The organism is Pelagibaculum spongiae, assembly GCF_003097315.1.
GTDB lineage: Bacteria > Pseudomonadota > Gammaproteobacteria > Enterobacterales > Pelagibaculaceae > Pelagibaculum > Pelagibaculum spongiae.
In genome coordinates this window covers 139,306-158,356 of record NZ_QDDL01000003.1, presented here as the reverse complement: position 1 = coordinate 158,356, position 19,051 = coordinate 139,306, and the positions used below count along the sequence as shown (strand labels likewise).

Below are 19,051 nucleotides of genomic sequence, written 5' to 3'. Positions count from 1 at the left end.
TGAAGATCTAAAATTAAAACGCCACTTCCATGTGGCTGGATCCCGTCATTCCCTGACGGGATGACTGTTCCAGCCCTCAGTAGTGATAATAAAAAGAAGCCAGCTATTCGCTGGCTTCTTTGGCAGGGCATTGAAAGTATTGGGTGCCACGGTGGTCTTCGGCAACAGATTCTAGTTTGACGTTAAAGCCCCACAATCGGTGTAAGTGTTTTAACACTTCATTAACATCAGTGTTCAGCAATTTTTTATTATGCTGAACATGACGCAAAGTGAGTGACCGATCGCCTTTTAGATTGACATCCCAAACCTGAATATTTGGCTCCTGATTACTCAGATTATATTGGCTGGATAACAGCTCACGAATTCGCTGATAGCCAGCTTCATTATGAATGGAGTCAATTTCTAATGTCGGCTGCTGGGTGTCGTCGTTTACCGAGAATAAGCGAAATTCACGAATCAGCTTAGGCGATAGGTATTGGGCAATAAAGCTTTCGTCTTTAAAATTTCGCATCGCAAAATCGAGCGTGGTATGCCAATCGCTACCGGCAATTTCTGGGAACCAATGACGGTCTTCATCGTCTGGGTGCTGGCAAATTCGTTTGATATCTTGAAACATGGCAAAACCTAATGCATAGGGGTTAATGCCGCTAAAACCGGGGTGATCAAACGGTGGTTGAGTGGTCACGCTACTGTGTTGATGTAAAAATTCCAGCATAAACCCATCGCCAACTAGCCCTTGATCAAATAGGTCATTTAATAAGGTGTAATGCCAAAAAGTTGCCCAGCCTTCGTTCATCACTTTGGTTTGTCGCTGCGGATAAAAGTATTGGCTGACCTTTCTAACAATCCTGACTACTTCACGCTGCCATGGTTCAAGTAAAGGTGCGTGCTTTTCAATAAAATACAGCAGGTTTTCTTGTGGTTCGCTTGGAAAGCGCTGCTGCTGATTGACTTGTTCGGCATTGGGGTTTTTCGGTAGGGTGCGCCATAAATCATTGACTTGTGATTGCAGATAATCTTCACGATTAGTCTGGCGCGCTCTTTCTTCTTCCATCGAAATAGGAGAGGGGCGCTTGTAACGATCGACACCATAATTCATTAATGCATGGCAAGAATCGAGCAGTTTTTCTACTTCAGCCTGGCCATGTTTTTCTTCACATTGGCGAATATAGTTTTTGGAAAACAGCATGTAATCAATAATTGCTGCTGCATCGGTCCATTCTCTGAATAAATAATTACCTTTAAAAAATGAATTATGACCAAAGCAGGCGTGAGCAATAACAAGCGCTTGCGTCGGCAAGCTATTTTCTTCCATTAAATAGGCAATGCATGGGCTGGAATTAATTACAATTTCATAAGCCAAACCCATATGGCCGCCTTTATACAACTTCTCCAAGTCGAGAAATTGCTTGCCATATGACCAATGGCTGTAGCCCAAAGGCATACCGGCTGAAGAATAGGCATCGAGCATTTGTTCTGCGGTAATCACTTCGATCTGATTTGGATAGGTATCTAACTGGTGGGACTTAGCTAGTTTTTCTATCGCATCATGATAGATATCCAATAGCTCAAAGTTCCACTCTGAGCCTTGTGGAAGCATGTCGGGTGAAGTATTTCCTGCCAGGGTCATACGCTCTGCCTATGAAAGAGTTCACGGAAAGTTGGATAAATATCTGCCGCCGATTCAATGCGTTTTAACTGGAAATTATTGCTGTCCTGAGAAACTTTTTTATACTCATCCCATAAGCTTTGGTGTAGTGCGGTGGTGATTTCTATGTAGCTGAAAAACTGAGTTTTAGGCAATATATGATTGCGTAATAAATCAGCACAATAGGGCGAATCCTTGGCCCAGTTATCACCATCTGAAGCCTGGGCTGCGTAGATGTTCCAACTACTTGAAGGGAAGCTGCGGTCGATAATGGTACGCATTAATTCCAGTGCGCTTGAAACTACCGTGCCACCGGTTTCTTGCGAGTAAAAGAACTCATGCTCATCGACTTCTTTGGCCTGGGTGTGGTGGCGAATAAAAATCACTTCGGTGTGTTCGTAATTTTTATTCAGGAATAAATACAACAAAATAAAGAAACGCTTTGCCATATCTTTGGTCGCTTGGTCCATCGAACCAGAAACATCCATTAAGCAAAACATCACGGCTTTACTGCTTGGCACTGGTACGGTGGTATAGCTGCGAAATCTCAGATCAAAATCATCAAGGAAAGGTACCCGTTTAATTTTTTTCTTTAATAGATCGATTTGCTGCTGCAGTGCTAGGAATTCAGGGTGTTTTTCATCAAAGTTAGCTTGCTGTTGTTCTAATGCCTTGAGCTCTCTTTTATATGGGGAAGTCAGGGCAATTCGCCGAGCAAGAGAGGCTTTCATTGAGCGAACCACATGCAAATTGGTCGGTATGCCACTGGTGGTGAAGCCAGCACGAACCTTGGCGGTTTCGGTTGAGTCGGTGCGATCTTTCTGCTCTAGATTTGGCAGTTCCAGATCTTCGAACAGTAAATCAAGATATTCATCGCGAGAGATGTCAAAAATGAAATCGTCGTTACCTTCGCCGTCGGGACTGGCATCACCGCTACCAGAGCCACCTTCGCCGGAAGGTGGGCGAGCAATTCGGTCTCCGGGCATAAACTCTTTATTGCCCGGATAAACCGTATTTTTTTTGCCACTATTTTGGTTGTGACCAAAATTGGGTTCGTGTAAATCTTCTACTGGAATATTAATTCTTTCGCCGCTTACCGTATCGGTAATGCTGCGTTTTTTACTTGCTTCAGTAACCGACTTTTTTATTTGCTGGCGATAGCGTTGTAAAAAGCGCTGTCGATTGACAGCACTTTTATTCTTTCCATTAAGACGACGGTCGATGATATTTGCCATAGCGACAACCTCCGCTTATGAGGCTTTGCGAACTCGTAAATACCACTCGCACAACAATCGTACTTGTTTGTTGGTATAACCTTTTCCTACCATGCGGCTGACAAAATCTTCGTGCTTTTGTAAGTCGTCATTTGATGCTTTGGCATTAAAGGAAATAACCGGTAACAAGTCTTCAGTGTTGGAGAACATTTTCTTTTCGATAACGGTTCTCAGCTTTTCATAGCTAGTCCATAACGGCGGGTTGCCATTATTTCTGGCGCGGGCACGCAGTACAAAGTTAACAATTTCATTTCGGAAGTCTTTTGGATTACTAATACCGGCAGGCTTTTCCATTTTCTCTAGTTCTTCATTCAGTGATTGGCGGTCAAAGCACTCACCGGTGTCTTGGTCACGGAATTCCTGATCTTGAATCCAATAGTCGGCATAGGTGACATAGCGATCAAACAGATTTTGGCCATATTCTGAATAGGACTCCAGATAAGCTGTTTGAATTTCCTTGCCGATAAAATCGATATAGCGCGGTGTTAGGTAGCCTTTGATAAAGCCTAAATAACGTTCGTGAATATCTTGTGGGAATTGCTGCTGTTCTAGTTCTTTTTCTAGTACATATAAAAGATGTACTGGATTGGCTGCCACTTCGGTGGTATCGAAGTTAAACACCTTGGAAAGAATCTTATAGGAGAAGCGAGTGGATAATCCTGACATGCCTTCATCAACACCGGCGAAGTCATGATACTCCTGATGGGATTTTGCTTTTGGATCGATATCTTTAAGGTTCTCACCGTCATAAATCCGCATTTTGGAATAAATGCTGGAGTTTTCCGGATCTTTTATGCGAGAAAGAATTGAGAACTGGGCAATCATATCGAGCGTGTGAGGTGCACAGGGACTCTTTTTAAGTGAGCTGTTTTCTACCAATTTATTGTAGATAGCAACTTCTTCGCTGACTCTTAGGCAATAAGGTACTTTGACAATATAAACCCGGTCAATGAACGCTTCGTTGTTTTTGTTGTTGCGGAAGGTTTGCCATTCTGACTCGTTGGAGTGGGCGAGAATAATGCCATCAAAAGGAAGTGCGGAGATGCCTTCGGTGCCGTTGTAGTTGCCTTCCTGAGTGGCGGTCAATAATGGATGTAATACTTTGATCGGTGCTTTGAACATTTCAACAAATTCTAGCAAGCCCCGGTTTGCTAAACATAAACCACCGCTGAAGCTGTAAGCATCGGTGTCGTTCTGAGCGTATTCTTCGAGTTTTCGAATATCGACCTTGCCCACTAATGCCGAAATATCTTGATTGTTTTCATCGCCTGGTTCGGTTTTGGCGATAGCAACTTGATCGAGGCGAGATGGATAACGTTTAACCACTCGGAACTTGGAAATATCACCTTTAAATTCATGCAGTCGTTTAACTGCCCAGGGTGAAATGATGGTTTTCGTATAACGTCGAGGAATTGAAAATTCTTGCTCGAGCAAATCACCATCAATATCTGGGTCAAACAGGCTTAACGGAGATTCATTAACCGGAGAGCCTTTAATGGCATAAAAGGGCTGATCTTCCATTAGCGCTTTTAGCTTTTCTGCCAGAGAGGATTTACCGCCACCGACTGGGCCAAGCAGATAAAGAATTTGTTTGCTTTCTTCCAGTCCTTGAGCGGCATGCTTTAGATAAGAAACAATTTGTTCCACTGCTTCTTCCATGCCATAAAATTCGCTAAAAACTGGGTAGCGCTTTATTACCTTGTTAGAGAAGATTCTGCTCAATCGTGCATCATCAGAAGTGTCGATGAGTTCAGGTTCACCAATTGCCTTTAATAGCCGCTCGGCTGATGAGGCGAAGCTTAATGGATCTTCTTTACAAAGCATCAGGTAATCCTGAAGGCTCATCTCTTCTTCCAAGTGGGATTTATAGCGTGCTTGATAGTGATTGAAAATGCTCACTGCCATCACCTCCTTAAAAGGTTGGATTCCATTCCATGGTTTCAGGCGGCGTGCCAAAATTGCCTGAAAAGACTGTTTTTCAGTGTATTCGTCTGCAAACGTAATGAATTGTTAGACCAACAAACCGCCGACTGGTTGCCTGAAGTTGCTGATAATGTTCAAGCTACTTCAAAATGCGGGATTTAGCCGCCCTGAAATGCATATTTTGAAGTGGCTTGGATATATATAAAGAAAGCACAAAAAAGAGCATTTATGAAAAATGCTCTTCATTTTTTTCTTTTATGAGGAGGGGGAGTTGTTACTTTTTGAACGGCCAGTTTTGTACAAGGTTGTATCAACTGATTTTTTAGCAATTAATTTTTCAATTTATCAAAGCAACGAATATATTTTAGCGCTGCAGAAATATTGCCTTCCAGTTTGACTTTGCCCAGCATTACCGCCATCGCTTCATTCAGTTCGCCCTTGACCAGTAATATGAGATTGCTGGTGTCAGTAATCAGGGTGAAAGTGGGTTCTGCGGCGTCACCATCGTGGATAGTGCACTGATTGTCTTCAATTCGGGTAAACCAACACTGTTCGCTATCAGTTAAGCGGATTTGGAAATCACCACTGAGATTTTCTTTTTCAGCGACATCCGGACGAAACAGTTTTGGATAAGCTTTTACCAGTTCATCGGCGTTTATTTCGGAACTTGCAGCTTGATTTGTCATGCTTTCCCTTTTTTTATGCAACCGGTTTTAGCGCTTCAATCTATCTTAATGTGTGATCAGTGGCAATTGCCTTTCAAAGCTCAGGCCTTGGTGGTGTATCATGCATCCAGACCATAAATTTGTGTATAGGAGAGAGAATTAGATGGAGTGGCTTAGCGAATACGGACTTTTTCTCGCCAAGACAATTACCTTTGTAATTGCAGCGGGTGTTTTGATTGCAATTGTCGCATCAGGCAAGGGAAAGAGTGGCGGCAAGGAAGGGCAACTGGAAACCCGTTCACTCAATGAACATTTTAAAAGCCTAGAGATGTCGATTCGCAGCAGTGTGATGGACGAAAAGGCTTTCAAAGAGTGGAGCAAGGCGCAAAAGAAAGCCGAAAAAACCAAACAAAAACAAGACAAACAAAAAAATAGCGAAGCAGTCACTAAACCTCGTATGTATGTTCTGGACTTTAACGGTGACATTCAAGCTTCAGCTGTCACTAATCTGCGCGAAGAAATCAGTGCGATTTTGCTGACAGCAGAAAAAGACGATCAGGTTTTGTTAAAATTGGAAAGCGGTGGCGGTACGGTTCACGGTTATGGTTTGGCTGCGGCACAATTGCAGCGAATTAAAGACCACGGCCTAAAGCTAACGGCATCGGTTGATAAAGTTGCAGCGAGCGGCGGTTACATGATGGTTGCAGTGGCTGATGAAATTGTCTCGGCACCCTTTGCAATTATCGGTTCTATCGGTGTATTAGCGCAGATTCCTAATTTCCACCGGTTGTTGAAAAAGAGCAATATCGATTTTGAACAACTCAGTGCCGGTGAATACAAACGAACTTTGAGTTTGTTTGGTGAAACGACTGATAAAGCACGCGAAAAGCTGCAGGTTGAGTTGGAAGAAACTCACGAACTGTTCAAATCTCATATTGAAGGTTTCCGTCCTCAGGTCGATATGTCACAAGTGGCAACTGGCGAGCATTGGTACGGTAAGCAAGCATTAGATCTGAAATTGGTTGATGCGATACAAACCAGCGATGAATACCTGATGAGCAAGCGTGATGAGTTGGATCTGATTGAAATCAGCTACAGCTTCAAGAAAGGTCTAAAGGACAAAATTCCAGGATTAGCTGCTTCATCGGTTGATTCTATTGTCGATAAAATCTGGACTCGTATGCTTAAGCAGCGTCATATGTAATCTACTTTTGTTGGGTTGATATTGCTTTGATCAGTAAACAAAAAGCCCGCTTTGAATTATCAAAGCGGGCTTTTTGTTTTTCACTAATTAGTACTTTCTGATTAGCTTTGCAGGCGTTTGCGCCATAAAGGTGGTCTTTCACCTTCAGGCTGATAATTGACTGCATATTGACCAATTTTTTTCAGTACTGCTTCAACGGGTTGATCATGGCGCAGTACCAACACGTTAAAGCCGCAGCGAGTTAGCATGGCAGCCTGATCTTGCAAAATATCACCGACTGCAATCAAGTCACCGCTATAGCTGTAACGTTCACGCAGTAAAGTGGCAATTGAGTAACCTCTGCCATCCGCAAAACTTGGAAATTCAATCGCAATTGCCGCCAGCGGCAGTAATTGCTGCAAATGTTCCGCAGGGTCAATATCGCCGGGTAGCAGCGGTACTAATTGTGCTTGCTGTTCAGCCGACTGCTGTTGCCATTGTTCTAACAGCAAATAGCGATAGGTTTTTGAAGCAGCGTTAGTTGGATCCGACTCTGGCTCATCTGCTGCATTTAGCCAAAGCTCATCGCTGATGACTCTATTTCTGATGGTTGCCATACGCGGCCTCCTTGAAAGCTTTTCCGCCTACCCGACGCACCATGTCGAGGAAGCGTTCTTCTGGTTGGCGCTCTGCCAGATATTGCTGCACAACATTTTCAATACCATCGATAATTTTATCTGCCGGGAAAGCCGGGCCAATAATTTTACCGAGTGTTGCATCATTAGTTGAACTGCCACCCAAGGTGAGCTGATAAAATTCTTCACCTTTTTTATCAACACCTAAAAGACCGATGTGACCGACATGGTGGTGGCCGCAAGCATTCATGCAGCCAGAAATATTCATTCTTAGCTCGCCGATATCATGCTGATAATCCAGATCATCAAAGCGTTGCTGTAATTGCAATGCAATTGGAATGGAGCGGGAATTGGCCAAGCTACAAAAATCGAGCCCTGGGCAGCAGATAATATCAAGCGCGCGATTAATGACCGGCGTTGCTAGCCCTGCTGTTTGCAGCTGTTCCCATAGTAGGGCCAGCTGACGAATTTCTACCACCGGCAGTAACAAATTCTGGGTATGAGTAGTGACGACTCGGCCCTGACTGAATCTGTCTGCTAGTTCGGCAACCGTGCGCATTTCATCCGAGGTAATATCACCCGGAACGCGCTCTTTGCCTTTTAGTGGAATGTACACCGCGCGATAACCAGCCACTTTATGGCCAACCGTGTTGTGTTCAATCCATTTGTTAAATTCAGAAGACTTAACCTGTAATTCGCTGAACTGTCCGCTATCCAATGCAGCTTCGGCAGAATATGCCGGCTGAATAAACCGTTTGCGCAGATAATCCAGTTCTTTTGGATCTAGCTTTAACGAAGATTCACGAATTTCTTGCCATTCCAGTTCAACCTGGCGGCCAAATTCTTCAATACCTAGCGCGCTAACCAGAATTTTGATGCGTGCTTTATATTTATTGTCACGGCGACCAAATCGGTTATATACCCGCAAAATAGCTTGCAGATATGACAGTAAATCTTGCTCGGCTAGAAATTCACGCAATTCTTTAGCAATAAATGGCGTTCGACCTAAGCCACCACCTACCAGTACTCTAAAGCCAATTTCACCTTGATCATTTTTTTGCACTTCCAGACCAATATCGTGAACTCGTGCTGCAGAGCGGTCGTTAGTCGAACCGCTGACAGCAATTTTGAATTTACGTGGCAGATAAGTGAATTCCGGGTGCATGGTCGACCATTGACGGATGATCTCGCAATAGGGGCGAGCATCAAGGATTTCGTCTTCGGCAACCCCGGCTAAAGGATCAGAAGTGACATTACGAATACAGTTGCCACTAGTTTGAATGGCATGCATTTGCACGCTAGCTAATTCAGCCAAGATATCAGGGACACTTGCCAGCGAAGGCCAGTTAAACTGGATATTCTGGCGAGTCGTGATGTGGCCATAGCCTTTGTCGTATTTGTCGGCAATTAAGGCTAATTTGCGCAGTTGTTCAGTGCTCAGCAATCCGTAGGGGATCGCTACCCTGAGCATCGGCGCATGAATCTGTTCATACAAGCCATTCATTAATCGAAGCGGACGAAATTCCTCTTCGGCTAAATCTCCGGCAAGATAACGTCGGGTTTGTTCCCGGTATTCCTGAACTCGTTCGTCGACCAATTGTTGGTCATACTCATCGTAGCGATACATGGTAAATTCTTTTCTGCAAACCCCAGCGTCGATGGAACATAACAGGCATCCTATATACTCGAAAGTAATTATTGGTCATAAGTATTGTGAAAAAAGTTATAAGAGGCGTTTTGAAACTTCCTTTATCGATAGGCACATTTTTTTTATTGGTTTCTGGCGCTGCTATGGCAGGGGAGCCTATTGGAATAGTCGATTTATCCGGCAGCTGGAAATTGCCGAAAGCCTTGCAAGATCCCTCTGGATTATCGCTTTGTGATCATCGGCTATCGATGGTTAGTGATCGTCAAGATCAGCAAGTTTGGCAGTTTGATCTGCCGGTAACCGGTCAGCCGCTACAGTGGAAAATTCAACCACTACAAATCAAAGCTTCTTGGGCCGGTGCTATCAAATTGGTTAGCGGCAAGGATTACGACTTTGAAGCGATTTCCTGTTTGCCAAGCCAAACCATGATTGCCAGTGAGTATAAATCTTGGTTGTTGCTTCTCGATGGTCAGGGTAATAAGCGGCGGCAAATTGATTTGCGTTCAGAGCTTGAGCGATTGCAGTTGGGGCAAAAATTTAATGCTGGAATAGAAGCAGTCACGTTTTGGCCTGAGCAGCAGCAAGCACAGCAAAACTCGCGAGCAAAAATAAAATTTCAAGGTGTAGTGCTAGGACTGGAGCGATCCCCTGCGGCACTGGTGTATCTCGATTTGAAACAAAATCCTACCAAATTGACTCAATTAGCAGTTAAAGGTGAAGCCTTTGAAGATATTTCAGGATTAGCTGTTGCTGATGGTTTTTTGTGGGTGCTAGAGCGCAGCCAAATGCGGGTGCGAAAAATGCAGTTGGACTTGCTCAATAACACGGCAACTACCGAACAATTGCTCGATTTGTCAGCCACCTTGCAGTTGCCAAAATATCGATTTGTGCCGCAAAAGCATGAAATTGCGGAAGGATTAGAAGTAGTCGACAAGGATTTGTATCTGGTATTAGATAACAACCGAAAGCTAGCTGAAGTAGGTGGGCACGATCAGGGTTGGTTGCTAAGGTTTAGCATAACTCCCCGATAATCAGCCAAGGCAGGCATTGATAATGCTCAGTAAATTTTTAATTGATAAAGCCGCAAACTCTATTTCTGGTAGCGGTTTGCGGCATTTTTTTGATGCATTAGCCGGTGCGGTACGCAGTTTTATTGGCGTTGGCAGTGATACGACCCGAAAGAAAGATTTAGAGCAAGTATCACCATGGATGATGATTGGCGCTGGGATTTTTCTATTGGTGGTGTTTTTGGTATCGATATATTTAATTGTCAGTCAGGTAGTGCCAAGCCAGTAATAACCAATCAAATAGTATTAAGTCAATAATACCGAACAGTTAAAGTAATATGCGCTGTTTAAAACAGCGCGTATTTTATGCCAAGTAGCATCAAAGCAGAGGCTAGAATCGGTTTCATCACTTTATCAGGCAGTTTGGCACCGAGCTTGGTGCCAAAATAAATGGCAGGTAATGAGCCAACCAGCAAGGCACCGAGTAATTGAAAATCAACATTTCCTAAATGTAAGTGCCCTAAGCCTGCCAGTGCCGTTAGTGGAATGGCGTGGGCAAGGTCAGTACCGACAATCTGCCGGTTCGACATGTGCGGATACAAGTACATCAATATCGCAGCACCAAATGCACCGGCACCTACCGAAGATAAAGTCACGAGTACGCCTAACGCCACACCCGTGATTAAAGTGATTGCTCGGCGGTGGCGTTGTAACCAGCTGCCAGGCTCAACCGGATGAGCTTGAATGCGATTGCGGTACAACAGCACCAGCGACGTCAGAATTAACATTACGCCGAGCGAAACCGTCAACACGCCTTCGTAACTCTTACCGATATCTTCCAGCTGATTTAGGCCATAAATTGTCACTAAAGTCGCAGGTAAGCTGCCACTGGCTAACCAACCGACAGTCGTCCAGTCGATGGTTTTGCTTTTATTATGAAGAAAGGTGCCGCTGGATTTAGTGATTGCAGCAAAAAGCAAATCAGTGCCGATTGCTGTTGCGGGAGGAAAGCCAAAGAACAGCAGTAGAGGTGTCATGAGCGAGCCGCCGCCAACACCGGTCATGCCTACGACAAATCCCACCAGTGAACCGGCGATAATGTATCCGATTAGCTCCATTAGTCAGGCAATGCTCCAGTTAACCCTGCAGAAAAAATATGTTTGATGACGATAGATGAATAAGTCAGCCATCTTTTTCTTGACGAGTTACTGTAATCGCTATTTACTATGCCATTAAAGAATATTTACCACTATTTTTATTCTATATTGATATATGGCCGGGCCACCTCAAAATGAAACAAGCCCACATTTGAGGTAGCTTGAGTTGTACCACTTGCCTTGGAAGACATTGTTATGAAGTTGCAGCAGCTGCGTTATATCTGGGAAGTCGCCCGTCACGACTTGAATGTTTCAGCGACCGCTGAAAGTTTGTTTACCTCTCAGCCTGGTATCAGCAAGCAAATTCGAATGTTGGAAGATGAGCTGGGTGTGCAGGTTTTTGCTCGTAGCGGCAAACATTTAACCCACGTAACTCCTGCTGGTGAAGTAATCATTAAGCAGGCGGGAGAGATTCTGTCCAAGGTACAAAGTATCAAGCAAGCGGCGCAGGAGTACAGTGCACAAACTGAAGGCAGCTTGACGATTTCTACGACCCATACTCAAGCGCGCTATGCGCTACCGAAGATCATTCGTGGCTTCATTGATAGCTATCCGGATGTATCATTGCATATGCATCAGGGTACCCCGGTACAAATTGCGGAAGAAGCCGCCACTGGTAGAGCTGATTTCGCAATTGCTACCGAAGCATTGGAGCATTTCAAGGATCTGATCATGATGCCTTGTTATGAGTGGAACCGATGTGTGGTGGTGCCAGAAGGTCATCCGTTGATTGATATGCCGTTAACGCTGGAAAATATCGCTAGCTTTCCATTGGTGACTTATGTGTTTGGCTTTACCGGTCGTTCTCAGTTAGACGACGCGTTCACTGCCAAAAATCTTGATCCACAAGTGGTGTTCACCGCTGCCGACGCGGATGTGATTAAAACCTATGTAAAATTAGGTTTGGGTGTTGGTATTTTGGCCAAAATGGCGGTTGATGAAGTAGCCGATGGTTTGGTTGTATTGGATGCTTCGCATCTGTTCCAGTCAAGCATCACTAAAATTGGCTTTAGAAAAGGTACATTCTTGCGCGGTTATATGTATGACTTTATGCAGCGCTTTGCACCGCACCTAAATAAAGAGCTAGTGGATCAAGCTATGGCCTGTCATGACCAAGAAGCTCGCGATAAATTATTTGATGATATTGAACTGCCAAAATTTTAGGTAGCTCGAAGCCTCCTTTAAAGAATGAAAAAAGCCTGACGCTTGATAAGAAGTGTCAGGCTTTTTTATGCGAAAGAGCTTTGTAGCAAGCTCGCTATTTAATTGGCAGAACTGAAATATCGCTGGTCTTGTGTAAACCACATTCTTTGGCGGTTTCTTCTTCCCACCACCAGCGACCTTCACGTTCGTGTTGTCCCGGTAAAACTGGGCGAGTACAAGGCTGGCAGCCAATGCTGACGAAGCCTTGCTGGTGCAAGCTGTTGACCGGAATTTTATTCTCGATCAGATAATTCCAGACCTGAGCGCTCTTCCAGCCAGCTAGTGGGTTGAACTTGAACAATGGCTTACCCGGCAAGGAAAACCTGTTGTCTAATTCGGCTACAGAAACGGCGCTTCGAGTGCCCGGGCTTTGATCTTTTCGCTGTCCGGTGATCCAAGCATCGACAGTTGCCAGCTTTCTTTCAAGCGGTTTTACTTTGCGGACACCGCAGCATTCCTGGTGGCCGTCCGCAAGGAAACTGAACATGCCTTTCTGATTTACCAGTGCTTCAACATCGCGATGGTCTGGGAACAAAAACTCGATTTTGATCTGGAAATGCTTTTCCACTGCATCAAAGAATTGATAGGTCTCAGGGTGGAGGCGGCCAGTGTCCAAGCTGAAAACCTTGACTGGTTTGCCCGTGGCTAATGCCAGATCAATCAAAATGACATCTTCGGCACCTGAAAATGAAATAGCGATATTGTCAAAGGCAGCAGTTGCTTGGCGCATGATCTCAAGCGGGTGCGCATTGACGTATTGTTCGGCAAATTGTTCAGGATTAAATGCAGGCGTACTCATCAATTCCTCGGCGATAGCAAATTGAAGTTTGGTCGGCCAAGCTGACTTCAGCATAGTGCAACCACCAGCAGAGGTGATTGGACGATTGGCGGACATACTTCTAGTTTTATTTCTGTAATGATTAGCAATGCACACTATCAGAAATCAGTTAGCTCACTTAGAACGATTATTAATAACATTGTTTCAGTCGGGTATATAAAAAAACCAAACAACCTGGGCGAAGCATCCCATAGGACAAGGAGCTTCAGTGGGATTTAAACAATATATCGATAAGCTGCGCCAGGGCGATACTTCATTATTATTAGCACCGCCTGCCAGCCCCAGCTTTCAATGGCAGCTGGTGATTAATCGCCAAGGCGTTGCATTAGAAGCGCCCCGATCTTTGGCAGTTCGCATGGGTAAAGAAACGCTGACCGGTGAACCTATCTGGTTTTGGCCTTGCTGGTATGAAAAAGGCTGGGAAATCTCTTTTCTTAAAGAAGCGCTTGATGATGCTTTGTTGGGAATAAAGGTACGTCGCGCCGGATTGCGAGCTAGGTTGGATACTGGAGAAGGCTGGTGGGAAGTTTCTTTATCACCGGTTGATAATAATCAGGATGAAACTGAATTCCTATTGTTGGAAGTCCATGATCAAACTCAGGTATTTCGACTCAGGCAACAAGCCGGAAAAATGCTAGATCGTCAGCGACAATTAGTAGAAGGCATTCAAGATGCGTTGCTACTAGTTGATGAAACTGGACATATCTTACAAGCCAACCGATTTGCCGAGCGTTTATTTACCCAACAGGTCAGCGGTAATCAATTAAAAACACTAATTCCTGAGCTTCAACAAATGACGGGTAATGGGTTTGAAGATGGAAGATTGCCGATTGAGAAAATCTTAAATGCCGAGCGAGAAATCCGTTATTTGCCGCAATTGTTGTCTACCTATGCCCGGGAAGGAAAGCGTAGTTTCCGCCTAGGTTATTGGCAGGCAGTTTCCGGTGAGAGTTGGGTCAGGTTAGAACCAGCAGCGGCGGCAATCGAAACACCGCAAGATATGGAAGCTGCGGCAGAGTTGCTTCATATGCGGATGATTCGCGACAGCCTGCTACGCCAGCATGATCAATTGCAGTTAGCTAATTCGTCACTAGCAGAGCAACAGTCTCATCAAGAACTTTGTCAGCTGGCCGGAAAGCTATCTCCATCAAAAGCAGCTTGGCCGCATGGTCAATGGGTGCAGCTGCGTTTGCCAGAATTAACAGGAATGGCAGCAGAAGTACTTGCAGGTAAAGCTGATCTTGATTTGCAGCTCAATTTAGATTACGGCGCGGTGACTATTCGGCTGGTAGATAACTACCTGTTACAAACCTTGGTGCAACTGCAATATTGGTTGTCAGGTTACCCGATTCAGTTACAAATCCATCAGATTAACCAAGATTGTTATTATGGGTTGCAGTTAATGATTGGCGGTGTCGATAAAAGTGAAATGCCGTTTTGGCTGCATACCTTAATGGATACATTGGTGGTGCAATTACACCAAGGACGATTATCTATTGAACAACAAGGCCGTTATTTAATGATTAGTTGGTTATTTGTTGCAGAACTGCAGCCACAATAAAGCTCGTTGTGGCTGTAATTTTTTCCCTGTCGTCCCCTTCTTTTTACCTTATCCTATAACCTCATTTTTCGTTTGCCTCTGTGCAGGCTGTTTGCTTTATTGTTTTCAACTCTCACTCATCTTAAAACAAACTGTGATTAAAAGGTTTTGTTCAAAATAACAATCATTTAATATGTCAGACCAATTCTGGTTGCTTGGTAGTTCTAACCATTGATTGCGATCTAGCAAGCCCAGTTGCTTTATTTCTAACAAACTCAGGAGTGAGTGATGCATCTTGCCTGCCTAGATCTGGAAGGGGTTCTGATTCCAGAAATTTGGATTGAATTTGCTCGTAAAACTTCGATAGACGAATTATTGCTGACAACTCGTGATGAGCCTGATTATGACAAGTTGATGCAATATCGGCTTTCAATCCTTCGTCAGCATAATCTAAAGGTTCAAGATATTCAGGAAGTGATATCGACGCTTGATCCACTTCCCGGCGCGGCTGAATTTTTAAACCAGCTACGACAAAAGTGGCAGTTAGTGATTCTCTCGGACACCTTTTACCAGTTTGCTATGCCGCTAATGGCAAAGCTGGGATATCCCACTTTGTTATGCCATCAGTTGAAAATTGATAGCCAAGGTATGATTGCGGACTATCAATTACGCCAACGTGATCCCAAACGAATGGCGGTGCATGGTTTCCATGGCATGAATTGCAAAGTAGTTGCCAGCGGTGACTCGTATAACGATACCAGCATGCTACAAGAAGCCGATGCCGGAATTTTATTCTGCCCACCTGAAAAGGTTGTAGCGGAATTCCCGCAATATCCAATCGCTAGAGATTATCAGCAGTTACTTGCTGAGTTTGAAAAGGCTGCTGTAAAACTATAATTTTTGTAGTTTAAGCTGAAGTTGTTTCTAGAGGATGTATTTCTTTAGAAACAATAAAACAGAAAAGGAATTCATGTGATAAGGGAAATATCCATCTCACTTGCAAGTGCTGTGATAATCGGTGTTGCAGGTTACATCTTAGTGGTTAAGGAAAACCAAAAAGATATCGAATAGTTGAAGTTAAGCGTTGTGGAGTTGAAGCAAAAAGTTGAAGCCATGGGATATATTGCGCAATTAAAACAATTGTTGCAAGAAGTTAGAGCTGAAGCGAAAAGCCAGCAATCTGCTTTAGTATCAACAAAATTGTTTATTGCACAGGCACATCCCGATCGAAGCATGGGAGGGCTGGTTAGTAGCTATCGTAAATTAAGGGCGCTTAACGATGAAGAAATTACTGCATTGGCAAGCAGTGTTTCATTTTTAGATGTGTCAAATGACAGGGTATTGCTTTCTGATATGGCCAAAGAAAGTAATCCTGAATTGATAAATATTTTGAAAGAGCACGAAATTGATGAAAATGACTTAAAAAATTATAAGAAGTGGGCCGTGCAGGATGATATTGCAGCACCTGGATTTCATTAAGATATTTTAAGCTGCAAGTTTTCTTGCAGCTATATAGGTTTTTTGACTGCTATTGGAAAAACAATAATGATTTAGTGTGAATATGGGTTAACCACCCATTTTAATTAATTCAGCAACTTCCAATTCGCCATTAATTTGCAAAAAAGGGCATTGTTTGGCGAGTGCTATGGCGGCTTCAATCGATTCTGCTTCGATAACGGTAAATCCGGACATTCGAATTTGACTGCCTGAGCTGACAGTGCCATTGGCTGCAATATGATGGGTGTTTTTAAATGGGTTGGCTGGGCTGATAGCTGCATCACCTAGTGAGACAAGCCAGTTTTTGTATTGCTCGAAATGTTGTTTGGCTAGTACCGGGTCTGTCGGGTGTTCGCCACCAAGGTAGCTGATGATAAATTGCGCCATAGTTGCAAACCTCTTGCAAAGATTGCAATCACTATAGTTCAGTTGGCGCGATTAAATGCAGAACTGGCTGGCTAGTCCCACTCATTTAACTGCTGACGAAAATTATATAAAATCCCCGCCGTAGCACCCCAGATAAACCGTTCCTGCCAAGTTAACGAATAAAATTGACGCAGTTTTCCGTTAAATTCTACGTTGTGGTTTTGGAAATTATCTTGCAGCAAAATCCAGTCGGCGGGCACTTCAAAAGCTTCGGCGACTTCACCTTGGTTGATGGTTAGCGGATGAGGTTCCATTAAGGCAGCAATCGGTGCAATGCTAAAACCGGTGCCAGTAACATATTCGGGCAATCGGCCGAGTAACTTAAGTGATGATTCAGGTACACCAAGTTCTTCTTCCATTTCTCGCAGTGCTGCCGCTTCAGCTGATGCATCTTCATGGTCGATTTTTCCACCGGGAAAACTGATTTGCCCAGGGTGGTGGCGTAGATGCTCACTTCGTTGAGTCAGCAGTATCTGCAAGCCCTGCGGGCGCTGAACAAAAGGGATCAGTACCGCGCTGGGGTTAACCGGTTGTGCGGGGTCGTGATTAGCAAAATCAGACAGGTGCAGGCTGTCTTGTTGTTGGCGACATGCCTGCATAAAGAAGTCGTGTAGCAGTTGAGAAGTGAGTGCTTGGGGAGTCAGCCGGTTCATTACATCGCTTTAAGCAGCCTGGCAATGTTGTCTACCTTATCAAAAGATTCCTGATATTCCTCATCAACTTTTGAATCATAAACAATTCCGCCGCCACCCCACCAGCGAATGGTATCGTCAGAACAGATTGCGGTACGGATAGTAATGCTAGTATCCATCTTACCTGAAAAGTCGATATAACCAATGCTGCCGCAGTATATTGAGCGGCCAATAGCTTCCAGTTCGTTGATGATTTCCATTGAACGCTTCTTCGGTGCGCCGGTGATCGATCCACCAGGGAAAGCATGCTGCAACAACTCAATTGGGCTTTGTTTTGGATCTAGTTTGCCGCGAATGGTGCTAACCAAGTGGTGAACATTGGCAAAACTTTCAATTTCAAATAATCCTGGAACATGAATGCTACCGGGAGTGCAGCTCATTCCAAGATCATTGCGCAATAAATCAACAATCATCAGATTTTCAGCCTGATCTTTCTGGCTGGCCTGTAGTTGCTGTTTGAGCAGTAAATCTTGCTGTGGTGTTTTGCCTCTAGGGCGAGTGCCTTTAATCGGCTTAGTTTCAACCTGCTGCTGGTCAAGCTTGAGGAATCGTTCCGGAGAACAACTGACTAAACTGCCATGCGGCGTACGAATAAAAGCGCTGAAAGGTGCTGGGTTTTTCTTTCTTAACTGCTGATAAGCCGACCAGCTATCGCCAGTAAACTTAGCTTCAAAGGCTTGGGTTAAATTCACTTGATAGCAATCGCCATCTTTGAGATATTTTTTAATTTTTTCAAAGTGGTTTTGGTATTGCTGCTTCGACATTAAATTAGTCGGTTCGCTAGTTAGTTTAAAGTCGGTGTATTTATTGCTGGATTTTTTTAATAGATCATTTTTTATATCTATTAATTGTTGTTCATTAATATGAACACCAGCAGCCATTAATTGGCAGGTTTTATTTTTATGATCGGTAACTAATAACCAGTCATAAAAACCCACCGCCATTTGTGGCATCCAGCTATCGCGATCCTGCTTGGGCTGGTCAATGTGATATCCCCAATAGCCAACCACAGCGCCGTGTAGCGGTGCTGTTTCAGGGCACTGCTGAATTAGCTGTTGTAATTTTTGCCACGGATTTTCTGTACCGGTTTGTTTTATGGGTGCAGTTTCTGGATTCACTTTGCCTTGGCTTAAAGGCCAATGTTTTTCCAGCGTCCAGCCATTCTGGTCAAACCAAAGGGTTTGCCATGGTTGTGCTGCAATAATATCCAAATCACCATCTTGTGAATTTGGCTGGCATGAATCGAGAAAAATTGCCCAGTCATTTTTTGCAAAATGGTCAAACCAACTGGATGCATCTTCCCGGTAAGGCAGTGATAGTCGCAATGTTATTTCCTGCAGTGATCGCGCGACGGATTCTACCTAACCGGCTGCAAGCTGCAACTTCTTGCAATTATATTCGCTGGATTACTGCCATGTACCCAAGTCCCCGAAGGTTTGGTTTAGATATGTTTCATATCGCTCTTTTTTTTAAAGAGTGATTCTGCAAAAGAAAGATGGCTATTCGCTTCAAACAAAACCTACTGAGATGACTGTAACTACTAAGGGTTTAGTCAGGTATTATGTGGCTGTGCCTAAGTTTCTAGCGCTAACTGTACCCTACATCTTGGGGCGATTTGGGTATAGACTGCTAGAGATTTGCTACACCTCGATGTTTTGCCAAAAGTGATTGGTAAACAAAGTTAATTTCAGGTCCCATTTGATACCTGGCTGGAG

The 19,051-nt window shown here is 44.0% G+C and carries 18 protein-coding genes; 7 read left to right on the top strand and 11 right to left on the bottom strand.

All coding sequences use genetic code 11. The features are described from left to right. Positions 1 to 103: 103 nt before the first annotated feature. From DC094_RS09625 to DC094_RS09610, 4 genes are all read right to left on the bottom strand, one after another. Positions 104 to 1,630 (bottom strand): SpoVR family protein, encoded by a 1,527-nt coding sequence (locus DC094_RS09625; RefSeq protein WP_116686907.1) that lies wholly within the window; start codon positions 1,628 to 1,630, stop codon positions 104 to 106. Then, on the bottom strand, positions 1,627 to 2,883 hold the full coding sequence (locus DC094_RS09620) for a YeaH/YhbH family protein (RefSeq protein WP_116686906.1): 1,257 nt from the start codon (positions 2,881 to 2,883) through the stop codon (positions 1,627 to 1,629). Before DC094_RS09620 ends, DC094_RS09625 begins: the two co-directional genes overlap by 4 nt. A gap of 15 nt (positions 2,884 to 2,898) precedes the next feature. Continuing rightward, positions 2,899 to 4,821 carry a PrkA family serine protein kinase gene (locus tag DC094_RS09615; RefSeq protein WP_116687131.1) on the bottom strand — a complete coding sequence of 641 codons (1,923 nt, stop codon included), beginning with the start codon at positions 4,819 to 4,821 and terminating at the stop codon, positions 2,899 to 2,901. 353 nt (positions 4,822 to 5,174) lie between these two features. Next, positions 5,175 to 5,531, bottom strand: coding sequence for an SCP2 sterol-binding domain-containing protein (locus DC094_RS09610; protein ID WP_116686905.1), 357 nt, complete (start codon positions 5,529 to 5,531; stop codon positions 5,175 to 5,177). 142 nt (positions 5,532 to 5,673) lie between these two features. On the opposite strand from DC094_RS09610, the gene sohB reads away from it, so the two are divergent. Then, complete coding sequence (gene sohB, locus DC094_RS09605) at positions 5,674 to 6,714, top strand: protease SohB (protein WP_116686904.1); 1,041 nt, start codon at positions 5,674 to 5,676, stop codon at positions 6,712 to 6,714. Positions 6,715 to 6,815: 101 nt separating this feature from the next. Here the strand turns inward: sohB and DC094_RS09600 are convergent, their stop codons facing one another. Further along, entirely contained in the window at positions 6,816 to 7,310 is a 495-nt protein-coding gene (locus DC094_RS09600; protein ID WP_116686903.1) for a DUF934 domain-containing protein, read from the bottom strand. Next, positions 7,291 to 8,955: a nitrite/sulfite reductase gene (locus tag DC094_RS09595; protein WP_116686902.1), complete on the bottom strand. Its 1,665-nt coding sequence runs from the start codon at positions 8,953 to 8,955 to the stop codon at positions 7,291 to 7,293. The genes DC094_RS09600 and DC094_RS09595 overlap by 20 nt, the downstream gene beginning before the upstream one ends. 164 nt (positions 8,956 to 9,119) lie before the next feature. Here DC094_RS09595 and DC094_RS09590 point away from each other — a divergent pair, with 164 nt between their 5' ends. Next, complete coding sequence (locus tag DC094_RS09590) at positions 9,120 to 10,007, top strand: esterase-like activity of phytase family protein (RefSeq protein WP_133245513.1); 888 nt, start codon at positions 9,120 to 9,122, stop codon at positions 10,005 to 10,007. 22 nt (positions 10,008 to 10,029) lie between these two features. Next, on the top strand, positions 10,030 to 10,272 hold the full coding sequence (locus tag DC094_RS09585) for a DUF2970 domain-containing protein (protein WP_116686900.1): 243 nt from the start codon (positions 10,030 to 10,032) through the stop codon (positions 10,270 to 10,272). A gap of 58 nt (positions 10,273 to 10,330) precedes the next feature. Here DC094_RS09585 and DC094_RS09580 read toward each other — a convergent pair whose 3' ends face one another. Further along, positions 10,331 to 11,101 carry a sulfite exporter TauE/SafE family protein gene (locus tag DC094_RS09580; protein ID WP_116686899.1) on the bottom strand — a complete coding sequence of 257 codons (771 nt, stop codon included), beginning with the start codon at positions 11,099 to 11,101 and terminating at the stop codon, positions 10,331 to 10,333. A gap of 234 nt (positions 11,102 to 11,335) precedes the next feature. Here DC094_RS09580 and cysB point away from each other — a divergent pair, with 234 nt between their 5' ends. Further along, positions 11,336 to 12,304 carry an HTH-type transcriptional regulator CysB gene (gene cysB / locus DC094_RS09575; protein ID WP_116686898.1) on the top strand — a complete coding sequence of 323 codons (969 nt, stop codon included), beginning with the start codon at positions 11,336 to 11,338 and terminating at the stop codon, positions 12,302 to 12,304. 94 nt (positions 12,305 to 12,398) lie between these two features. On the opposite strand, the gene DC094_RS09570 is transcribed toward cysB, so the two are convergent. Then, a complete protein-coding gene (locus tag DC094_RS09570) occupies positions 12,399 to 13,196 on the bottom strand; it encodes a phosphoadenylyl-sulfate reductase (RefSeq protein ID WP_255420883.1) in 798 nt (265 codons plus the stop codon). A gap of 193 nt (positions 13,197 to 13,389) precedes the next feature. Between DC094_RS09570 and DC094_RS09565 the strand changes: the two genes are divergently transcribed. From DC094_RS09565 to DC094_RS09555, 3 genes are all read left to right on the top strand, one after another. Then, complete coding sequence (locus DC094_RS09565; protein WP_116686897.1) at positions 13,390 to 14,742, top strand: PAS domain-containing protein; 1,353 nt, start codon at positions 13,390 to 13,392, stop codon at positions 14,740 to 14,742. A 267-nt stretch (positions 14,743 to 15,009) separates the two neighbouring features. Further along, positions 15,010 to 15,618, top strand: coding sequence for a bifunctional phosphoserine phosphatase/homoserine phosphotransferase ThrH (gene thrH / locus DC094_RS09560; protein WP_116686896.1), 609 nt, complete (start codon positions 15,010 to 15,012; stop codon positions 15,616 to 15,618). 174 nt (positions 15,619 to 15,792) lie between these two features. After that, on the top strand, positions 15,793 to 16,200 hold the full coding sequence (locus tag DC094_RS09555) for a hypothetical protein (protein WP_116686895.1): 408 nt from the start codon (positions 15,793 to 15,795) through the stop codon (positions 16,198 to 16,200). Positions 16,201 to 16,287: 87 nt separating this feature from the next. On the opposite strand, the gene DC094_RS09550 is transcribed toward DC094_RS09555, so the two are convergent. From DC094_RS09550 to pabB, 3 genes are all read right to left on the bottom strand, one after another. Continuing rightward, positions 16,288 to 16,605, bottom strand: coding sequence for a YciI family protein (locus DC094_RS09550; RefSeq protein ID WP_116686894.1), 318 nt, complete (start codon positions 16,603 to 16,605; stop codon positions 16,288 to 16,290). 71 nt (positions 16,606 to 16,676) lie between these two features. Next, positions 16,677 to 17,297 carry a CoA pyrophosphatase gene (locus tag DC094_RS09545; RefSeq protein ID WP_206605623.1) on the bottom strand — a complete coding sequence of 207 codons (621 nt, stop codon included), beginning with the start codon at positions 17,295 to 17,297 and terminating at the stop codon, positions 16,677 to 16,679. Next, positions 17,297 to 18,661: an aminodeoxychorismate synthase component I gene (gene pabB / locus DC094_RS09540; RefSeq protein ID WP_158527279.1), complete on the bottom strand. Its 1,365-nt coding sequence runs from the start codon at positions 18,659 to 18,661 to the stop codon at positions 17,297 to 17,299. The genes DC094_RS09545 and pabB overlap by 1 nt, the downstream gene beginning before the upstream one ends. Positions 18,662 to 19,051 lie beyond the last annotated feature (390 nt).